General features: G+C 66.8%; 16 protein-coding genes. 8 read left to right on the forward strand and 8 right to left on the reverse strand.

Translation table 11 applies throughout. The features are described from left to right. Positions 1-58 precede the first annotated feature (58 nt). Positions 59-1072, reverse strand: a complete 1014-nt coding sequence (locus ABV408_RS06065; RefSeq protein WP_353981555.1) for a DNA topoisomerase IB — start codon at positions 1070-1072, stop codon at positions 59-61. Positions 1073-1332: 260 nt separating this feature from the next. On the opposite strand from ABV408_RS06065, the gene ABV408_RS06070 reads away from it, so the two are divergent. The 4 genes from ABV408_RS06070 (at position 1333) to ABV408_RS06085 (ending at position 6217) form a co-directional block, all read left to right on the forward strand. Further along, positions 1333-2043 (forward strand): aspartate/glutamate racemase family protein, encoded by a 711-nt coding sequence (locus ABV408_RS06070; protein WP_353981556.1) that lies wholly within the window; start codon positions 1333-1335, stop codon positions 2041-2043. A gap of 143 nt (positions 2044-2186) precedes the next feature. Continuing rightward, complete coding sequence (locus tag ABV408_RS06075; protein WP_353981557.1) at positions 2187-3536, forward strand: TRAP transporter large permease subunit; 1350 nt, start codon at positions 2187-2189, stop codon at positions 3534-3536. Positions 3537-3600: 64 nt separating this feature from the next. Further along, complete coding sequence (locus tag ABV408_RS06080; RefSeq protein ID WP_353981558.1) at positions 3601-4836, forward strand: FAD-dependent oxidoreductase; 1236 nt, start codon at positions 3601-3603, stop codon at positions 4834-4836. A gap of 118 nt (positions 4837-4954) precedes the next feature. Continuing rightward, positions 4955-6217 (forward strand): DUF2254 domain-containing protein, encoded by a 1263-nt coding sequence (locus ABV408_RS06085; RefSeq protein WP_353981559.1) that lies wholly within the window; start codon positions 4955-4957, stop codon positions 6215-6217. Positions 6218-6440: 223 nt separating this feature from the next. Here ABV408_RS06085 and efeO read toward each other — a convergent pair whose 3' ends face one another. From efeO to efeU, 4 genes are all read right to left on the reverse strand, one after another. After that, positions 6441-7280: an iron uptake system protein EfeO gene (gene efeO / locus ABV408_RS06090; RefSeq protein ID WP_353981560.1), complete on the reverse strand. Its 840-nt coding sequence runs from the start codon at positions 7278-7280 to the stop codon at positions 6441-6443. Positions 7281-7466: 186 nt separating this feature from the next. Continuing rightward, positions 7467-8819 (reverse strand): iron uptake transporter deferrochelatase/peroxidase subunit, encoded by a 1353-nt coding sequence (gene efeB, locus ABV408_RS06095; protein ID WP_353981561.1) that lies wholly within the window; start codon positions 8817-8819, stop codon positions 7467-7469. 38 nt (positions 8820-8857) lie between these two features. Further along, positions 8858-10108, reverse strand: coding sequence for a cupredoxin domain-containing protein (locus ABV408_RS06100; RefSeq protein ID WP_353981562.1), 1251 nt, complete (start codon positions 10106-10108; stop codon positions 8858-8860). Continuing rightward, on the reverse strand, positions 10105-10938 hold the full coding sequence (gene efeU, locus ABV408_RS06105; RefSeq protein WP_353981563.1) for an iron uptake transporter permease EfeU: 834 nt from the start codon (positions 10936-10938) through the stop codon (positions 10105-10107). Before efeU ends, ABV408_RS06100 begins: the two co-directional genes overlap by 4 nt. Positions 10939-11416: 478 nt before the next feature. On the opposite strand from efeU, the gene ABV408_RS06110 reads away from it, so the two are divergent. Next, positions 11417-12541 carry a GlxA family transcriptional regulator gene (locus ABV408_RS06110; protein WP_353981564.1) on the forward strand — a complete coding sequence of 375 codons (1125 nt, stop codon included), beginning with the start codon at positions 11417-11419 and terminating at the stop codon, positions 12539-12541. A gap of 320 nt (positions 12542-12861) precedes the next feature. Here the strand turns inward: ABV408_RS06110 and ABV408_RS06115 are convergent, their stop codons facing one another. The 3 genes from ABV408_RS06115 to ABV408_RS06125 are packed head-to-tail and all read right to left on the reverse strand — an operon-like array spanning position 12862 to position 14451. Beyond that, a complete protein-coding gene (locus ABV408_RS06115) occupies positions 12862-13200 on the reverse strand; it encodes an AzlD domain-containing protein (RefSeq protein WP_353981565.1) in 339 nt (112 codons plus the stop codon). After that, a complete protein-coding gene (locus ABV408_RS06120; protein WP_353981566.1) occupies positions 13197-13925 on the reverse strand; it encodes an AzlC family ABC transporter permease in 729 nt (242 codons plus the stop codon). Before ABV408_RS06120 ends, ABV408_RS06115 begins: the two co-directional genes overlap by 4 nt. Further along, a complete protein-coding gene (locus ABV408_RS06125; RefSeq protein ID WP_353981567.1) occupies positions 13918-14451 on the reverse strand; it encodes an XRE family transcriptional regulator in 534 nt (177 codons plus the stop codon). Before ABV408_RS06125 ends, ABV408_RS06120 begins: the two co-directional genes overlap by 8 nt. A gap of 424 nt (positions 14452-14875) precedes the next feature. Between ABV408_RS06125 and ABV408_RS06130 the strand changes: the two genes are divergently transcribed. The 3 genes from ABV408_RS06130 (at position 14876) to dgcA (ending at position 18796) form a co-directional block, all read left to right on the forward strand. Further along, positions 14876-15853: a dipeptidase gene (locus ABV408_RS06130; RefSeq protein ID WP_207034977.1), complete on the forward strand. Its 978-nt coding sequence runs from the start codon at positions 14876-14878 to the stop codon at positions 15851-15853. Positions 15854-16077: 224 nt separating this feature from the next. Then, entirely contained in the window at positions 16078-16608 is a 531-nt protein-coding gene (locus ABV408_RS06135; RefSeq protein WP_035474732.1) for a DUF5943 domain-containing protein, read from the forward strand. A gap of 118 nt (positions 16609-16726) precedes the next feature. Then, positions 16727-18796 (forward strand): dimethylglycine demethylation protein DgcA, encoded by a 2070-nt coding sequence (gene dgcA, locus ABV408_RS06140; protein WP_353981569.1) that lies wholly within the window; start codon positions 16727-16729, stop codon positions 18794-18796. Positions 18797-18822: the final 26 nt, after the last annotated feature.

Genomic DNA, 18822 nt, shown 5'->3' on the forward strand with positions numbered 1-18822 from the left:
TTGTTTTAGCATCGCACGTGCCTCGGCGTCGATTGGCGACTCGGCGGGGGCGAGGCGTTCACGCCCCCTCGCGCTTCAGGCGGCTGCGCAGCAGCTCGAGGATGGCACGCTCGTCGGGGCTGGTCAGCGTCTCGCCATGGTCGATCTCGGCCTCCACCAGCTGGCGGAAGTGCGACAGCGTACGTCCGTCGAGATAGCTCTCCACCACCCGCGGGTCGATATAGCTCGCCTTGGCGATGCTGGGAGTGTTGCCGAGCCGTTCGGCTACCCGCGCCACCGCCTCGCGCACGTTCTTCTCGCTGCTCTGATCGTCTTCGCCCAGGCCCAGCTCGTCGAGCGCCAGGGCGGCGATCGAGGTGCCCGCCCAGGTGCGAAAATCCTTGGCGCTGAAGCGCTCGCCCATCACCTCGTGGATATAGTCGTTGAGGTCGTGGCTGTCGACGCGGGTCTTGTTCCCGGCATCGTCGAAGTACTTGAAGATCTCGTAGCCGGGAATGTCGTCGAGTTCGGCGACGATCGCCGCCAGGCGCGCGTCCTCGACCACCCGGTGCTGCTGCTGGCCGCTCTTGCCCTGGTAGTCGAAGATGAGTTCGTCCCCGTCGATGGTGAGGTGCTTCGAGCGCATGGTGGTGAGCCCGTAGGAGTCGTTCTCCTGGCGGTAGCGCTCGCTGCCGGGGCGAAAGTAGGCGCTGTCGATCAGGCGTACCATGCACGCCAGCACCTTCTCCCGGGGCATGCCGTCGAGGGTCAGGTGCTGTCCGGTGACCCGGCGCATGCGGGTCAGACGGCCGGCGAACTCGACCATGCGGTCGAACTTCTCGAGTTCGCGCTGCTCGCGCCAGTCGTCGTTGTAGACATACTGCTTGCGCCCGGCACTGTCGCGGCCGGTGGCGTGGATCCGATGGCGCCTGTCGAGGAACACCTCCACGTCGCGCCAGGCCGGCGGGATGGCGAGCTCGGCGATCCACTCGCGCCAGCGCTTGTCCTTGAGGGTGTTGCCGTCGGGGGTGCGATAGGTGAAGCCTTTGCCGCAGCGGTGGCGCGTGACGCGCCGCGGGGTCGAAGAGGGCATGGCAAGCTCCTTTTGCCGATGAAGAGAGCGCAGGGCAGGGCGGTAGCGCCGACTTCCTGTCGGCTACACCGCCTCAATGCATTCAGGATAGTCGGCGTCGGCGCGGCCGGTGTGTGAACCGGCCGTATCGGCAGAGGCGGCGCCGGTATCATCGGATGCCCCCGGCCGTGCGCCAGCGGGGCTGGGTAAACGCTGCCGTGTGGGGTAGTCTCGGACACTTCGCGGTCTGAGCGCCGTGTCCGGTCAGGAGGTGGGTGGCGGTGCCAGAGGCTGTGTCCCAGATGCCCTGCGAGGGGGGCGAGTTTCGTCTCGGGGTGATGATGCTCGCAACGCGTTTTCCGCGCCCGCTCGGCGACATCGGCAACCCTGCCAGCTTCACCTATCCGGTGCGCCATATGACCGTGGCCGCGGCCAGTGTGCCCGCCGTGGTCAGCGCGCAGATCGCCGAGCCGGTGGTTTCCGCCTTCGTCGGCGTGGGGCAGCGGTTGATCGCTGCCGGTGTGGACTGCCTGGCGACCTCCTGCGGCTTCGTCTGCGCCATTCACGATCGCCTGCAGGCGCAGCTGCCGGTGCCGCTGGTCTCCTCGGCACTCAATCTGGTTCCATGGCTGCATGCGCGGCATGCCGCCCAGGGGCCGATCGGTATTCTCACCTTCGATGCCGATACCTTGAGCCGTGCCCACTTCGGCCGTTTCTGGCGCGAGGGCTGCGTCATCCACGGGCTGCAGCACAGCGCCCACTTCTACCCCACCATCCGCTTCGATCGCCCGCAATGGAACACCGATCAGGTGGCATGCGAGGTGCTCGAGGCGGCGTTGTCATTGCAACGTCGCCAGCCCGACATGGCGGCGCTGCTGCTAGAGTGCACCAATCTGTCGCCCTACCGGCAGCGATTGGCGGCCGCGCTCGGCCTGCCGGTCTACGACATTCACGACGCCATCGCCATGACTCGTCGGGGTGGCGCAGCATGAGCCGTGTGTGCGCGTCCGGGCCAGACAAGGTCACCTCATGCGGCGAGAGTCTGCTGGCGCTGTCTGCTGGGCAAAAACCGCTTTTTACCCCCGTGTTTTCCAACAATAACCGGGCTTTCCAACAATAAAAGGACGCTTTCGCCATGTGGCTGGTACTCGTTCCGATGGCGCTGCTGTTCGCCATCATTCTGCTACCGCTCCCGCGTATCGGTGGCAATGTCATGCTGGGGCTGCTGGCCGCGGCGCTGGCTGCCGCGCTGCTCGGCGGCCTGGGGCCGATGGCCTTGATGACGGCCGCCATCAGCGGCATCGACAAGCTCTCCTGGGTGATCATGCTGTCGATCTTCGGCAGCCTCTACGCCGAGGCGCAGGTGCGCATCGGTGCCATGCAGACCGCCCTGGACGGCTTTCGCGCGCTGTTCGGACGCTCGACCACGGGGCTGGTGTGTGCGGTGATCCTGACCCTGGTGCTGAGCGGCTCGCTGCTTGGCGATGCCATCGCCGCGGCGACCGTGATCGGGCTGCTGGTGGTGCCGACACTGGCGTCGCTCAAGCTGAGCGGCGAGCGTATCGCGGTGATCATCGTGATGGGGGCGGTGATCGGCTCCGGCATGCCGCCGATCTCGCAGTCGTTCTTCCTGGCGGCATCGCTGACCGGCATCGAGCCTGGTCAGATTCTGGGCTGGGCCTATGCCACCATGAGCGTCAGCGTGGTGCTGGCGATGGTCGTCGGCGCGTGGCTGGCGCGCGGACACACCTCGACTGCGCTGCTGACCGCCCCCGAGCCGCTGCTGCAGGTGCTCGTCCAGCGCTGGCGGACGCTGATTCCGATGGCGGTGCTGCTGGTGATCGTGATCTCCGCCTCGCTCGGCTTCAACGTGTTCGAGCGCACCCCGGGGCTTGCCGAACTGGTCGCTTGGCTCGAGCGTATTCCCATCGTCAAGGGGCTGGCGTTCCGGGTGGTGCTGGCGGTGATCGTGGCTCTGGCAGTGAGTTTCGCCTTCCGGGCGGTGCGCCGACAGGCGGGGGCGGTGTTCTCCTCGGGGCTGAAGAATGTCGCCAAGACGGTGCAGATCCAGCTCTGCGCCGGAGTCATGGTGGGGGTCTTCTACCAGGCCGGCTTGATCGACCTGGTGCAGCAGGCCACTGCCCACCTGGCTGCCCACTGGATGGCCGCCGCCGGTGGCCTGGCGACCCTCGCCGTGGGCATGCTCACCGGCTCGCAGACCACCTCCCAGACCATGATCGTGAGCATGATGGCGCCGGCGCTGACCCATCTTGGCAGTGATCCGACGCATGTGGCGGTGGGCGCGGCGCATCTGGCCATGGCCGGGCAGTCGATGCCGCCGGTGGGGTTGACCACCTTCGTGGTGACGGGGCTGGTAGGCGGTATCGTGGGGGTCAAGGTCGATCCGGTGAAGACCATGCTGCTGGCGCTGCCGGTGACGGTCTACTTCACCCTGGTCGGGTTCGTGTTCTGGTTCATGGGGTAGAGAGGAGGCACTGGATGGGGCGGGTGAGTCGACGGACAGGCGGGATGAGGCGACGGAACGAACGATGAATACACGCGCCATTGCAGTGGTCGGCGGCGGTATCGTCGGCCTGTGTACCGCACTCTCGCTGCAGCAGCGCGGTTTTGCGGTGACCCTGGTGGCCCCCGAGGCGCCGCGGGAGATGACCTCCTATGGCAACGCCGGGGTGATCACCCAGGCGTCGGTCATTCCGCTCAATATTCCCGGGCTGCTCGGCAAGGTGCCGCGCTACCTGCTCAATCGCGACCCGGCGCTGCGCATCGCGCCGGGTTTTCTGCCGCGGGCCATGCCCTGGCTGCTGCGCTTCATGCGTGGCTGTCAGGCGGAGTCGGTGGCCAGTCGTGCCGCCGCGCTGGCGCGCCTGATCCGGCCCGCGCTCGCGGCGCACCGCCACTGGGCGCGGGAGGCGGGCGCCGAGTCGCTGTTCCACGTAACCGGCTGGACCAAGCTCTACCGTCATCCACAGGCGCGTGAACGCGTACGCCGGGAGTGCCAGCTGTGGGAGGCCAACGATGTCGCCTATGAGCCCCTCACCGGGGCGGCACTGGAGCAGGTCTTCCACGGCGCCTCGCGCCATTACAGCCTTGGGCTGCGTATTCCCGATACCGCCTATGTGGATACCCCCGGGGCACTGGTGGCGCGCTATCGTGACCTTTTCGTGGCCCGCGGCGGGCGCTGGCAGTGCGCCAGCGTGGCGGGCATCGAAGCGGTCTCCGGCGGTTTTCGGCTGCAGGGCGGCGATACCCGCTATGCCCAGGTGGCCATCTGTGCCGGGCCCTGGTCGCGGGAGCTGGTGGCGCCGCTGGGCTATCGCCCCCCGCTGGCGTTCGAGCGTGGCTATCACCAGGCGTTCGCGCTGGGTACCGAGCAGGGCCTGGCGATGCCGTTCCACGACGTCGAGGGGGCCTTCGTGTGCACGCCGATGAACGGCGGGGTGCGCGTGCTCACCGGGATCGAGTTCGACGCTCGCGACCGCAAGCCGACGCCGCGCCAGCTCGAGCGCGTGCTGCCACGGGTTCGCCAGGTACTGGCGCTGGGTGAACCCCAGGGGGAGCCCTGGCTGGGTCGCCGCCCCTCGCTGCCGGACGGTCTGCCGATGATCGGCGCTGCGCCGCGCCACCCCGGTCTCTGGTTCGCCTTCGGCCACGGCCATATCGGGCTGTCGACGGGGGCGGTCACCGGCGAGTGGCTGGCCGAGGACATTCTGCGTGGCGGTGAGGATCCCCAGCGCGGTGCCTTCAGTCCGGCGCGCTACGTCTAGCGCGCTTCGTCTGGATGTCTCGGCTACCCTAAGAGCCAACGGTCGTCCATGGCGCGGCTGGCCGCAGACCGGCTGGCAGCCCGACCCGGAGAATGGCGATAGCGAGGAGTAGCCGCGCATGATGGGACGTTTTCAATGGATCTGGCGACGGCTCCACCGCTCGCTGTGGTATCGGGCCTCGCTCTACTCGCTGGCGGGGGTGGTGACCGCCCTGGTCGCCTGGGTGCTGACGCCGTGGCTGACGCTGCCCGAGTTCTTCACCATCGGCGCCAAGGCGGTGGACAGCATCCTCGACATCATCGCCTCGAGCATGCTCGCGGTGACCACCTTCTCGCTCAGCGCCATGGTCACCGCCTACGGCTCGGCGACCAGTAACGTCAGCCCGCGGGCGACCCTGCTGCTGATCGAGGACCGGATCACCCAGAACACCCTGGCCACCTTCATCGGCGCCTTCCTGTTCAGTCTGGTGGGGATCGTGGCACTGGCGGCGGGGGTCTACGACGCCGACGGGCGCACGCTGCTGTTTGCCGCCACCCTGGTGGTGATCGTGCTGGTGGTCTATCAGCTGATCAAGTGGGCGGGATATCTCACCCGGCTGGGTCGCGTGCGCGACACCATCGGCAAGGTAGAGCGGGCCGCCAGCGCCGCCCTCCAGGCGCGTATAGACAACCCCTATCTGGGCGGCGAGGCGATGCCCGCCAACTTGCCCTCTGGGTTGCGCCAGGTGCGGGCGCAGCAGGTGGGCTACGTGCAGCATATCGACACCGCGCGACTCGGCACGCTGGCCGAGGACGCGGAAACCGCGATCTACGTGCAGGCGCTGCCGGGCAGCTTCGTCGATCGTGATGCCGGGTTGGCCGCCAGCCCTGGCCTCGACGAGACGCGTGCGGCGTCGATCCGGGCAGCCTTCACCATCGGGCCGTCGCGGCATTTCGACCAGGACCCGCGCTTCGGCCTGATCGTGATGGCCGAGGTCGCCTCGCGCGCGCTCTCACCCGGCATCAATGATTCCGGTACGGCGATCGACGCGATCGGCTGCATGGTGCGCGTGCTGACCCCCTGGGTCGAGCACGCCAAGGATGGGATCGACGAACCCGAGGCGCCGATTCGTCATGTCTATGTCGCGGCGCTGTCGAGTCAGGATCTGTTCGATGACTTCTTTACCCCGGTGGGGCGGGATGGCGCCGGCAGCGTCGAGGTCGGCATTCGCCTGCAGAAGGCGCTGCGCGCGCTGGCGGCGGCGGGGGATGCGCCCATTCAGGCGCTGGCCCGGGAGCATATGCAGCTGCTGGTGGCGCGCTGCGAGCAGGCCATGTCGCTGGAGGCGGATCGCGCGCGGGTGCGCGCGCTGCTGGAGCCGGAGCCCGTCCGTCACGCCTGATGCGGGATATCCAGGGCCGGGGCCGCAGACTGGCGCCCGGCCGTCCTGGGGACGGGAGGCGCCAGCCGAGGCCTCGGTGGTTTAGGCCTTGTCTGAAAAGTTGTCGAGCGCAGCCCAGACAAGGCAAAAATCGGCGAAAGAGCGGAGTTTACGGGGTGTAAATGAGCATCTTGAGCCGATTTTTAACGCCGTATGGGCAAGCGCAGTACTTTTCAGTCATGGCCTAGTTCAGGCCGAGCAGCCCACGCAAGGTCGACAGATCTTCCGCCAGCACATTGACCGGGCCGGTCATGGCACGGCGGTCGGCGTCGCTGACCTTGTCGTAGGAGACGAAGCCTTTCTTGGGGTCCTGGGGATCGACGCGGTAGTCGGCCAGGATCGCCTCGACGTCATCGAAGTTGCCCTGCACGCGCTTGACGAAGTCGGCGTTCTCCTTGGCCGCCAGCGGCTTGAACAGCTCGAAGATCTCCTGGGCGCCATCCACGTTGCCCTGGAAATCCCACAGGTCGGTGCGGCTGTAGCGGTCCTCTTCACCGGAGACCTTGGTCGCCGCGACCTCCTCCATCAGTGCTGCGGCACCACCCACCACGGTCGAGGGCGGGAAGGTGAGCCCTTGCACGCGCTGGTCGAGATCGTCGACGTCATCCATCAGCCGCTTGGCGTAGGGGGCGAGACCCTGAGTGCTGTCGTCGTGGAAGAGACCGTACTCGAGGCGGTGGAAGCCGGTGAAGTCGGGATCCTTGACGCCGTGTTCGTAGTCGTCCTCGCGCGCGTCGATGCTGGCATCGAGATCGGCGAACAGCTCGGCGATCGGTTCGATGCGCTCGTAGTAGACGCGGGTGGGGGCGTACAGCGCCTGGGCCTTGTCCAGATCGCCCTGATCGATCGCCTGGGTGAACTCGCGGGTATGCGCGACCAGCTGTTCCAGGTTGTCGAGCACGTAAAGCTTGTACTCGGCGACCGGACCGACCAGCGCATCGGCGGTGACGGCGGCCTGGGCAGGGGCGTTGAGCGCCATCAGCGCCAGGGCGCTGACGCTGATCCAGCGGGAGAGCGGTTGCATGGTGAAGCTCCTTTCGATGATCCGTGGTGATGATTTTTCAGACGCTGCCGGGGCAGCGTCGGGTCGATGCCATGTTGCTAGCCGTGTGGTCTTGGCCGGGGCCCGTCTTCGCGGGCCTTGTCTTTACGGGCCTTTTCTTTACGGGCCTTTTCTTTACGGGCCTGGTCTGTGAGCGCGCGAGCCCCGTCAGGCGGTGGCTGCCATCAGCCCCCGCCCCAGGTAGTCCTGCTCGTCCCGGGCGCCGGGCAGCACGAAGAAGTAGCCGCCGCCCACCGGTTTGATGTACTCCTCCAGCGGTTCGCCATCCAGGCGCTTCTGTACCGTGATGAAGCCCGCTGCCAAGTCCGCCTGGAAGCAGATGAACAGCAGGCCCATGTCGAGCTGGCCGTTGGGCTCGACCCCGTTGGAGTAGTTGAACGGGCGGCGCAGGATACGGTTCTTCTCGGTCGCCGGGGTACGCGGGTTGGCCAGGCGGATATGCGCATCGAGCGGGGTGATCTTGCCTTCGGGGTCGCTGGCGTAGTCCGGCACGTCCTGTTCGACCCCGCCGGATAGCGGCGCACCGCTCATCTTCTCGCGGCCGAAGATCGCCTCCTGTTCGCCCAGCGGGGTGCGATCCCAGCGCTCGACGTAGTTGCGGATGATGCGCACCGCCATGTAGCTGCCGCCCACCGCCCACTCGGGTTCGCCGCGCTGTGAATCGATCCAGATCAACTCGTTCATCAGCGCCTGGTCCTGGGCGCTGGGGTTGGCGGTCCCGTCGCGGAAGCCGAGAAAGTTGCGCGCGCTGCCGTCGATGTCGCCCGGCGAGGGCGGCAGCAGTGGCACGCTGCCCTCCTGCTTCCAGCGCACCAGCAGGCTACCCGGGGTGTGCTTGATGATGTCGCGCAGCGCGTGATAGGCGGTATCCAGAGTGTTGGCGCAGATCTGCAGCGCCAGGTCGCCGTGGCAGCGCGCGGCGTCGAGGGCATCATTGGGGAACCCTTGCATGCGCTCGAGGTGCTTGGGGCGGGCGGTGTCGAGGCCGAAGCGCGCGTCGAACAAGGATGCACCCAGTGCCACTGTCACGCTCAGGCCGTCCGGTGCGATACGCGGGCCGAGGATGCCGGAGTCCGGCGGCGGGAAGCGCGGATCGCGCTGGGGATAGGCGCCGCCCTGGGTCAGAAAGGCGATACGCGCGGTCAGCGTGCGCAGCAGTGCATCCAGCCCCTCGCGGTCGCGCGCCAGCACGTCGAAGGAGACCAGCATGCCGCTGGCCTGGCGTGGCGTGGTCACGCCCTGCTGATGCGCGCCATGGAAGGGGTAGGCGAGTTCGGCGTCCTGGGTCAGCGGGGCGCTGGTGACTTCTGCGCTGCGCGCGGTGTGGCCGGCGGTGTCCGCGCTGGACGGAGTGGCCAGCGCCTGGCCGGGGCAGAGTCCGGCGAGCCCCAGGCCGAGCCCGGTGGCGCCGGCGCCGCGCAGAAAGCCGCGGCGGTCCAGGCGGGTGTCACTATCGCTAGAGAATCCAAACGGGCAGCGGGAAGAAGACGTGTCACTCATGGCTGTTTGACTCTATACGGTAACGATTGACGATGAACTCATCCGCTCAGGGCGAGCGCGTGATTGACCGCCGCCAGCGCCTTGGCCAGCGCCTCGCTGTCCGCGAGCAGACGCTGCGCGGTGGCTTGCGGCAGGGCACCGGCGGCGAGCAGCGCTTGGGGCGCATCGGAGGCCGCTGACTCCGCCGTGGATGGGCTGCCATCGGCGCCTGGCGGGGAGGCCTCGGCCAGCGCTTGCTGCAGCGCGGCCAGGGCCTGGTCGAGCTGGTTTTGGATCGACGGTGCCTGACGTGCCAGCAGCGGGTCGACCAGCGACACGATCTTGGCGCTGCCTTCGCTGAGGCCGATCAGGTCATTGAGCGCCAGTGGCGTCATCTCACCGTCAGCGGTGCGGTCATGCCAGGTCTGTAGCGCGCGGGCACTGCCATTGGCCAGCTGCGCCGGTGGCACCGACGCCTGGGCGAGGCGCTGGGAGAGGGTATCGAGATCCGCCACCAGTTGCTTGGCCACCGGCGCCAGCCCGGCTGTGGTGTCCCCGGCTGTGGTATCGGCGCCGAACAGACCCAGCGCCAGCCGCGGAAAGCCGCCGAAATCCGGATCCTTCTCGCGCCCGGCGTAATAGTCGGCGGGGGCGTTGAGGCGCTGGTCGAGATCGCCGAACAGGCCGATCGGCATCGCCAGACGCTGGTCGATGCGCCGGGCCTGGAGATAGGCCGTGCGCGCGGCGGTCAGGTCGCCGGCGGCGATGGCCTGCTCGAGCGTCGCGCTGGCACGTTCGAGCTTGCGCATCTGCAGTGTGGTGTAGACGCGCAGCTCGGCCAGCGCGCCGACGAAGTCGTGCGCCGCCAGCGCCCGGGCGGGCCCGGCATCGCCGCTCGGTGTCACGTGCAGCTCGCCGTGGGGGTTGCTCAACAGCCCGCAGGTCATGGCGTAGTCGCCCGCGGTCAGGTCGACGCGCAGCGGCTGGCGCATCCCGGGGGCGATGTTCTCGCGCTCGGCCAGCACCATGACGCCGTCGATCACCTCCCACTCGATGGCGCGATCCGAGCGGTTGACGATGGTGAAGGTGCGCTCGCCCGCCGGCACCTCGACCCGGGCCGGCTGGCAGCCCTTGGCGCTGATCGTGATCAGCGTGCCGTCGTCGCTGCCGCTCTCGACGGCGCGCAGCGACAGCGCGAACACCCCGAGGGCGATCAGCATGAGCAGAAAGGAAATCACCAGACCCAGACGCAGCAGGCGCGGTGAGGGCGCGTGGTGGGCGGTGCTCGACGTGGTGTGGGTGGTGCTCATCCCTGGCTCTCCGCGGTGGCCAGGGTGTGCGTCTGGCGTCGCGGGCGCAGCAGCCACAGGGCGATCAGCAGATAGCCCAGATAGACGACGACCTCACTCAGGGTGGGCGCCGGCTGATAACCGAAGATCCCGGCGAACAGCGAACCCAGCGGGGTATCCAGCGGCAATACGCTGCTGAGATCGAACACCACCTGCTGGGCGTGGTTCCACAGCCCCGCTTCGTGCAGTGCGCGCACCGAACCGGCGAGCAGCCCGGCGGCGACCAGCAGGATGAACACGCCGGTGACGCGGAAGAAGTGGCCCAGCGGCAGGCGCAGGCTGCCGCGGTAGATCGCCAGCCCGGCGATCACCGCCACGGCGATACCCAGCAGAGCCCCCAGTGGGGCGGCGCTGCTCGTACTCTGCTGAAACACCGCCAGCAGGAAGAAGATCGATTCCAGCCCCTCCCGCGCCACCGCCAGGAAGACCATGCCGATCAGCGCCCAGGTGTGGCTGCCGCCGCGAAAGGCCTGATCGAGCGCCGACGTCAGCTCGCGCTTCATGCCGGCGGCGGCGCGACGCATCCACAGCACCATCCAGGTCAGCATGCCCACCGCGAGCAGCCCGACCACGGCCTCGAACAGCTCCTGCTGGCGCTGGGGGAATTCGGCACTGGCGAACTGCAGGCCGGCACCCACCAGCAGGGCCAGTGCCACCGCCAGGAAGATGCCGGTCCAGACGGCGGGCATCCAGGCCTGGCGCTGGGTCTGATGCAGATAGGTGGCAATGATGCCGACGATCAGCGCGGCCTCGAGGCCTTCACGCAGCATGATGAGAAAGGGGATGAGCATGTGTCGAACCTGACGCGGGTGAAGAGGATGAATGATAAGAGAGAAACACTTCGTTGCGCGAATGATACTTGTTTCCAACTCAATGGAGTAACAGTTTGTTGCCGATTGCGCAAGCGCAGGCGGGTCGGCGGCGGGTCCTGTGGGGGCGCAGAGGGGGGCGGCGTGGCGCTATCGGGAGCCCGAGAGCGACCTTGGCATCGCTCATGGCGCAGAAAATGTTCCAGAAGCGACACTTTTCGTCCTGTGGGCGGTTATGCTGTCGCAGACAGGTAAAAAAGCATGCGTCGCGTTGTCACACGATTTAGAGTCGATTCAAGGCCGAAAAACGATCCAGGAAGTGCAAAGATACGGCCAGTTTCAGCCTCTCCTGAGGGCGCCTGCCGTGACGGGCTGACGGTGCAATGCGCCCGCAGGAGCGACCGACGCCAGGGACGCGCGATAAGAATAACCACCTGACACTGTGATGGAGTGACCTGACATGGCGATTTCCTCTCCCGTTTCCCGCGAACGGGATCTGGGGGTATCCGAACCCCAGACCCTCGGCTTCCTGTTGCTGGACAACTTCACCCTGATCTCCCTGGCGTCGGCGATCGAACCCCTGCGCATGGCCAATCAGCTGGCCGGCCGCGAGCTCTACCGCTGGTACATCATTACCCTGGACGGCGCCCCTGTGCGTGCCAGCGACGGCATGCAGGTGACCCCCGACGCCAGCACCCAGGCACCCCTGAATCTCGACTGGCTGGTGGTGTGCGGCGGCGTGGCGCCGCAGCGCGCGGTATCGCCGGCGCTGCTGAACTGGCTGCAGAGTCGCGGGCGCACGCTGCGGCGCGTCGGCTCGGTGTGTACCGGCAGCTGGGCGCTGGCCCAGGCCGGCCTGCTGGATGGCTACGAAGCGAGCATTCACTGGGAGTGCCTGGCTGCAATGCAGGAGGCGTACCCGCGCACCGCCTGGAGCACGCGCCTGTTCTCGATCGACCGCGACCGCTTCACCGCCTCCGGCGGCACTGCGCCGCTGGACATGATGCTCAACCTGATCGGGCGCGATCACGGCCGCGAGCTGTCGGCGGCGATCTCGGAGATGTTCATCTGCGAGCGCGTGCGCGGCGAAGAGGATCAGCAGCGGGTACCGCTCAAGCATGTACTCGGCACCACCCAGCCCAAGCTGCTGGAGATCGTGGCGCTGATGGAAGCCAATATCGAGGAGCCGATCGAGCTCGATGAGCTGGCCAGCTATGTCGATGTCTCGCGTCGCCAGCTCGAGCGCCTGTTCCAGCGCCATCTGCACTGCTCGCCGTCGCGCTACTATCTCAAGCTGCGCCTGACGCGGGCACGCCAGCTGCTCAAGCAGACCCCGCTGCCGATCATCGAGATCGCCTCCGCCTGTGGCTTCGTCTCCACGCCGCACTTCTCCAAGTGCTACCGCGAGTACTTCGGTACGCCGCCGCGGGAGGATCGTGGCGAGTCGGTGAAGATCCGGCGTCTGGAGCCGATTCTGCGCCAGCCCACGCCGGAAGAGGGTGCGTTGATGCAGTTCAGCAGCGCCAGCGTCGCGCTCAACCACGCGCGCGGTGAGCCCACCTACGCCAGCGTCACGCTGAACTAGGCACTTTCTGAAAAGTACTGCGCTCGCCCATACGGCGTTAAAAATCGGCTCACTGAACAACGTTCAGAACGTCCGTAGGACGGCCCGGAGGGCGAGCGGAGCGAGTCACATGCTCATTTACACCCCGTAAACTCCGCGTTTTCGCCGATTTTTGCCTTAGCTGCGCGCCCCGGCCTTGCCTTCGCTCGTCGACTTTTCAGGCAGCACCTAGCGCCGAGGCTCTTGGTATGGGGTAAAGATCGCGGCGGCAGTGTTCTCACTGCCGCCGCGTTGCTTTCGCCACCCCAACGATTGCCTGCCCTAGCGCCTGTCCGTGCTGCTCAACGCAGCAGCAGGACCACTGCGGCAAAGCTCGCTACCCCGACAACCACCGGCAGCCCCAGCGAACGGGTGCGCCGCCATACCAGCAGGGTCGCCAGCAGGCCTAACCCGGTGGCGTACCAGCCGCTGCTGTCCAGTGTCCTGGGCACCAGCGATACCCCGAGCACCGCGGCGATCATCATCGGCCCGAGCACACCCAGCCACGCCGGCGTTGATTCCGTCCCCGCGCGCTCGCGGGAGTGGCGCAGGCGGCGCTGCATCCAGAGTAGTGGCAGCAGCCGAATGAGGTAGGTGCCGAGGGCGCCGGCGAGCAGGGCGAGCCAGAGTTCGATGCTCATCGCTGGCCTCCCGGCAGGCGCGGGGCCCGCAGCGTGAAGAAGCAGAGGCCGCCGAGGGCCGCCGCCAGGGGGATGCCGACGTTGGCCAGGCCGCCCAGGGTGAAGGCCAGCGCCGCGACGATGCACACGCACAGTGCCAGTGCCCAGCGCGGCGAAGTGAAGCGCGGTGCCACCAGTACCAGGAATAGCGCCGGCAAGGCGAAGGGCATCACCTCGCCGAGCAGCGGCCACTGTGTCATCAGCCACTCCCCGGCGAGGGCGCCGAGCAGCGAGCCGGCGATCCAGCTCAGCCAGGCGAGCAGCGCCGCGCCGCAGAACCAGCCGACCCGCTGGCGTTCGGCGAGCTGGGGCAGGCGGGCGAGGGCCAGGGCGAAGACCTGGTCGGTCAAGCCATGCATCAGCCACGGCCACCACCGGCTCGGCGGTAGCCAGGGGGCGAGGTTGGGCGCATAGACGACGTGGCGCAGATTGATCAGCAGGGTCATGGCGACCGCCAGCCACAGTGGTGCGCCGCCGGCCACCATGCCCACGAACACGAACTGCGAGGCGCCGGCGTAGATCAACCCCGAGATCGCCAGCGTCTCCAGGCTGCTGAAGCCGGCCTGGGTGGCGACCAGCCCGAACGAGACGGCGACCGGGATATAGCCACTCAGCAGCGGCAGCGAGTCGCGCACGCCCCCCACCCAGGCCGATGCGGCGGAGGTGGCGCTGTCGTGATCAGACATGGGCGGCGGGCTCCGGCAGATAGACGATGGTGACCAGCAGCGCGGCACCGCTGTCGCCGCTGAGATAAGCGTGTGGCACGTCGCTTGCGAAGGTGTAGCACTCGCCGACATCGAGCTGGCGGCTATCCGCCGGCGGCCCCACCGTCAGGCTACCCTCGATCAGCTGCACCGTCTCACGGGTGCCGGCGGTGTGCGCCTCGGCCTCGCGCCGGTGATGCGGGGCCAGGCGCATCAGATAGGCGTCCACCGGGACGTCGCTGCGGCTCTGCATGATCAGCTGCACGCTGGCCCCGGCGTCATCGACCGCGGCGGCGAGCGGGGCGACCAGGGTACCGAAGGGGACGCCGAGCTGGCGCGCCAGCCGCCACAGGGTATCGAGAGTGGGGTTGCCGTCGCCCTGTTCCAGCCGCGACAGGTTCGACTTGGCGACCTTGGCCTCGGCGGCCAGCTGCGACAGCGACAGCCCGCGGGCCTGGCGCAGTGTCTGCAGATGCTGGCCGAGGGTGTGGCGTGAGATCGAATCCATGGCAGCAGGCTCCTGAGCGGCGTTATGGCGTTACGAAGTTTCGGTGCTGTGGCGCCAGGAGGCGGTGGCGCCGAGAACAGTCGCGGCATGTCGCGATTGGAATCGCGTTACGGGCGGTTGTTCTATTAAGAGAACGTTCTACAAAAGGAACAACTGCGCGTCAAGCGCGCTGGCGCCGCGGCTGGCGAGCAGCGGGCCGGCAAGTGCGACGCCGAGTCGCGAAATCGGGGCATCGGTGGCCCCCGGGAAGCGTGCGCCGGGGCGTCGTGGAGAGAACGTCCGCCGTGACGCAATCGGAACACTCGGATTCGCTTTCGGTCGGCGAGCGGGCAGGGCGCAGGGATATGCTGCGCGGAACAGTCGCTCTCGCCGCTTCATCATCGTGATGCCAAACCGGGAGCGCGCAACCGAGGAGGATTTCCGCATGTCGACGTCATCCGTGCACGACGATGCCATCATCATCGACGGCCTGATCATTGCCAAATGGGACCGCGCCCTGTTCGAGGACATGCGCAAGGGCGGCCTGACCGCGGCCAACTGCACGGTGTCGGTGTGGGAGGATTTCGAAGCCACCGTCGACAACATCGTCGCCGTCAACCAGCTGATGCGCGACAACGCCGAGCTGGTGCGCCCGGTGCACACCACCCGCGACATCACCCGGGCCAAGGAAGAGGGCAAGACCGGCATCATCCTCGGGTTCCAGAACGCCTACGCCTTCGAAGACAAGCTGGGCTACATCGAGATCTTCAAGAAGCTCGGCGTGGGCATCACCCAGCTCTGCTACAACACCCAGAACCTGGTCGGTACCGGCTGCTACGAGCGCGACGGCGGGCTCTCCGGCTACGGCCGTGAAGTGATCGCCGAGATGAACCGGGTCGGCATGATGTGCGATCTTTCCCACGTCGGCTCGAAGACCTCCGAGGAGATCATTCTCGAATCGAGCAAGCCGGTCTGCTACTCCCACTGCCTGCCCAGCGGGCTCAAGGAGCACCCGCGCAACAAGTCCGACGCGGAGCTCAAGTTCATCGCCGACCACGGTGGCTTCGTCGGCGTGACCATGTTCACGCCCTTCCTCAAGGCGGGTGTCAACGCCACCGTCGAGGATTACGTCGAGGCGATCGTCTACATCATGAACATCGTCGGTGAGGATGCCATCGGTATCGGTACCGACTTCACCCAGGGCCAGGACGAAGCCTTCTTCGAGTGGCTGACCCACGACAAGGGCTACGCCCGCCGCCTGACCCGCTTCGGCGAGATCATCAATCCCAAGGGCATCCGCACCATCGGTGAGTTCCCCAACCTGACCCAGGCGCTGCTGGACCACGGCCTGTCCGAGCCGGTGGTGCGCAAGATCATGGGGGAGAACTGGGTGCGGACGTTGAAAGATGTCTGGGGCGAGTAAACCACCGAGCCTATTGCGCTCGCGGGCGCGTTGTTGCGCATCGGGTCGCCATGCTCATGAACAAACACGTTCACTCCGCTGGCTCCCCAATCCGCGCCTAGCGCCCGCTTCGCTCATGACGGCTCCGCAAGACTAGCGGAGTCGGCTGGAGCCCCCAAGCCATCATTCTGCTCTTAGCCCGCGGCTGGAAGCGCCGCCCAAGAACAACTTCAGAGGTGACCGATATGACCCAGATGGCTCCCGAACTGCCGATCAATGTCGATAGCGACACCGGTATCTGGACCACCGATGCGCTGCCGATGCTCTACGTGCCGCGTCACTTCTTCATCAACAACCACGTCGCCATCGAAGAGGCGCTGGGGGCCGAGGCCTACGCCAAGATTCTCTACGACGCCGGCTACAAGTCCGCCTGGCACTGGTGCGAGAAGGAAGCCGAGCTGCACGGTCTCGAGGGTGTGGCGGTCTTCGAACACTACATGAAGCGCCTGTCGCAGCGCGGCTGGGGGCTGTTCATCACCGAGGCGATCGATCTCGACGCCGGCACCGCCAAGGTGCGCCTGGAGCACTCCTGTTTCGTCTATCAGCTGGGCAAGACCGGCAAGAAGGAAGAGTACATGTTCACCGGCTGGTTCGCCGGCGCCATGGACCAGATTCTTAAGGCCCGCGGCAGCAGCCTGCGCACCCGTGCCGAGCAGACCCAGAGCGGGGCCGAGGCGGGCTGCGAGGTTGGTTACTTCGAAGTGACGCCACGCTGACGGCGGCGCCGACACGCCCCGCGACAGCGACCCATAATTCAAGCAATTCCGTGTACTGAAGAACTCTTGGCGGCCGCGCCTCTCCCGGCGCGGTGCGAGTTCGAGGAGATGACCGGCCATGGCCCATGAAGCGCTATTCAAGCCGATTCAAATCGGCAAGCTGACGATCCGCAACCGTGTGGTCAGTACCGCCCACGCCGAGGTGCATGCCACCGACGGCGGCATGACCACCGATCGCTACGTCAAGTATTACGAAGAGAAGTCGAAAGGTGGCTGTGGGCTCTGTATCTGCGGCGGTTCCTCGCCGGTCTCCATCGACAGCCCGCAGCAGTGGTGGAGCTCGGTCAACGTCTCCACCGATCGCATCATTCCGTATTTCCAGAATCTCGCCGATGCCGTGCACAAGCATGGCGGCAAGATCATGATCCAGATCACCCACATGGGGCGGCGTTCGCGCTGGGACGGCCACAACTGGTCGACCCTGGTCTCGCCCTCCGGGATCCGGGAGCCGGTTCACCGCGCCACCTGCAAGACCATCGAAGAAGAAGAGATCTGGCGCATCATCAGTGATTTCGCCCAGGGTGCACGGCGGGTCAAGGAGGGCGGGCTCGACGGCTGCGAACTCTCCGCGGTCCACCAGCACCTGATCGACCAGTTCTGGAGCCCGCGCGTCAACAAGCGTACCGACCAGTGGGGCGGCAGCTTCGAGAACCGCATGCGCTTCGGCATGGAAGTGCTCAAGGCGGTGCGTGCAGAAGTCGGCGACGACTTCTGCGTCGGCATGCGCATCTGCGGCGACGAGTTCCATCCCGATGGCCTGTCGCACGACGACATGAAGCAGATCGCCGCCTACTACGATGCCACCGGCATGGTCGACTTCTTCGGCGTGATCGGCTCCGGCTGTGATACCCACGACACCCTGGCCAACGTCATCCCCAATATGTCCTACCCGCCGGAGCCGTTTCTGCACTTGGCGGCGGGCATCAAGGAGGTGGTCTCGGTCCCGGTCATCCACGCCCAGAACATCAAGGATCCGACCCAGGCCGAGCGTATCCTCGAAGGCGGCTACGTCGACCTGGTGGGGATGACCCGGGCGCACATCGCCGACCCGCACATCATCGCCAAGATCAAGGATGGCCAGACCGACCAGATTCGTCAGTGTGTGGGTGCCAACTACTGCATCGACCGCCAGTACCAGGGCCTCGACGTGCTCTGCATCCAGAACGCGGCGACCTCGCGCGAGTACATGGGCCTGCCGCACATCATCGAGAAGACCAGCGGACCCAAGCGCAAGGTGGTGGTGGTCGGCGGCGGCCCCGCCGGCATGGAGGCGGCCCGCGTCAGCGCCGAGCGTGGTCACGACGTGACCCTGATCGAAGCCCAGTCCCAGCTCGGCGGCCAGATCACCCTGGCTGCGCGGGCACCGCAGCGCGATCAGATCGCCGGTATCACCCGCTGGTACGAGATGGAGCTTTCGCGCCTCGGCGTCGATGTCCAGCTCGACACCCGCGCCGACGACTCGATGGTGCGCGACCTGCAGCCCGACGTGGTGGTGCTGGCCAACGGCGGCCATCCGTTCCTCGAACAGGTGCCGGAGTGGGGCTACTCGGAAAATCCTGAGGAGAGCCTGGCTGTCAGCAGCTGGGACATCCTCAGCGGCAAGGTCGAGCCGGGCAAGAACGTGCTGGTCTACGACACCATGTGCGAGTTCAGCGGCATGTCCACCGCCGACTATCTCGCCAGCAAGGGCGCCACGGTGGAGATCGTCACCGACGACACCAAGCCCGGTGTGGCGATTGGTGGCACCACCTTCCCGACCTACTACCGCAGCCTCTATCAGCAGTCGGTGGTGATGACCGGCGACCTGGGGCTGCACAAGGTCTACCGCGAAGGTGACAAGCTGGTTGCGCTGTTCGAGAACGAGTACACCGGCGAGCACGAGGAGCGGGTGGTCGATCAGGTGGTGATCGAGAACGGCGTGCGTCCGGACGAGTCGCTCTACTACGCACTCAAGTCGCGTTCGCGCAACCACGGCCAGATCGATATCGAGGCGCTGTATGCGATCGCGCCCCAGCCGACCCTGGCCGAGAGCGGCGAGTTCGCGCTGTTCCGGATCGGTGACTGTGTGGCGCAGCGCAATACGCATGCGGCGATCTACGACGCCCTGCGGCTGTGCATGCACTTTTAGTGCAAAGCGATTGCGCTCGCTCAGGC

The sequence above is a fragment of the Salinicola endophyticus genome (assembly GCF_040536835.1).
GTDB classification, from domain to species: Bacteria; Pseudomonadota; Gammaproteobacteria; order Pseudomonadales; family Halomonadaceae; genus Salinicola; species Salinicola endophyticus_A.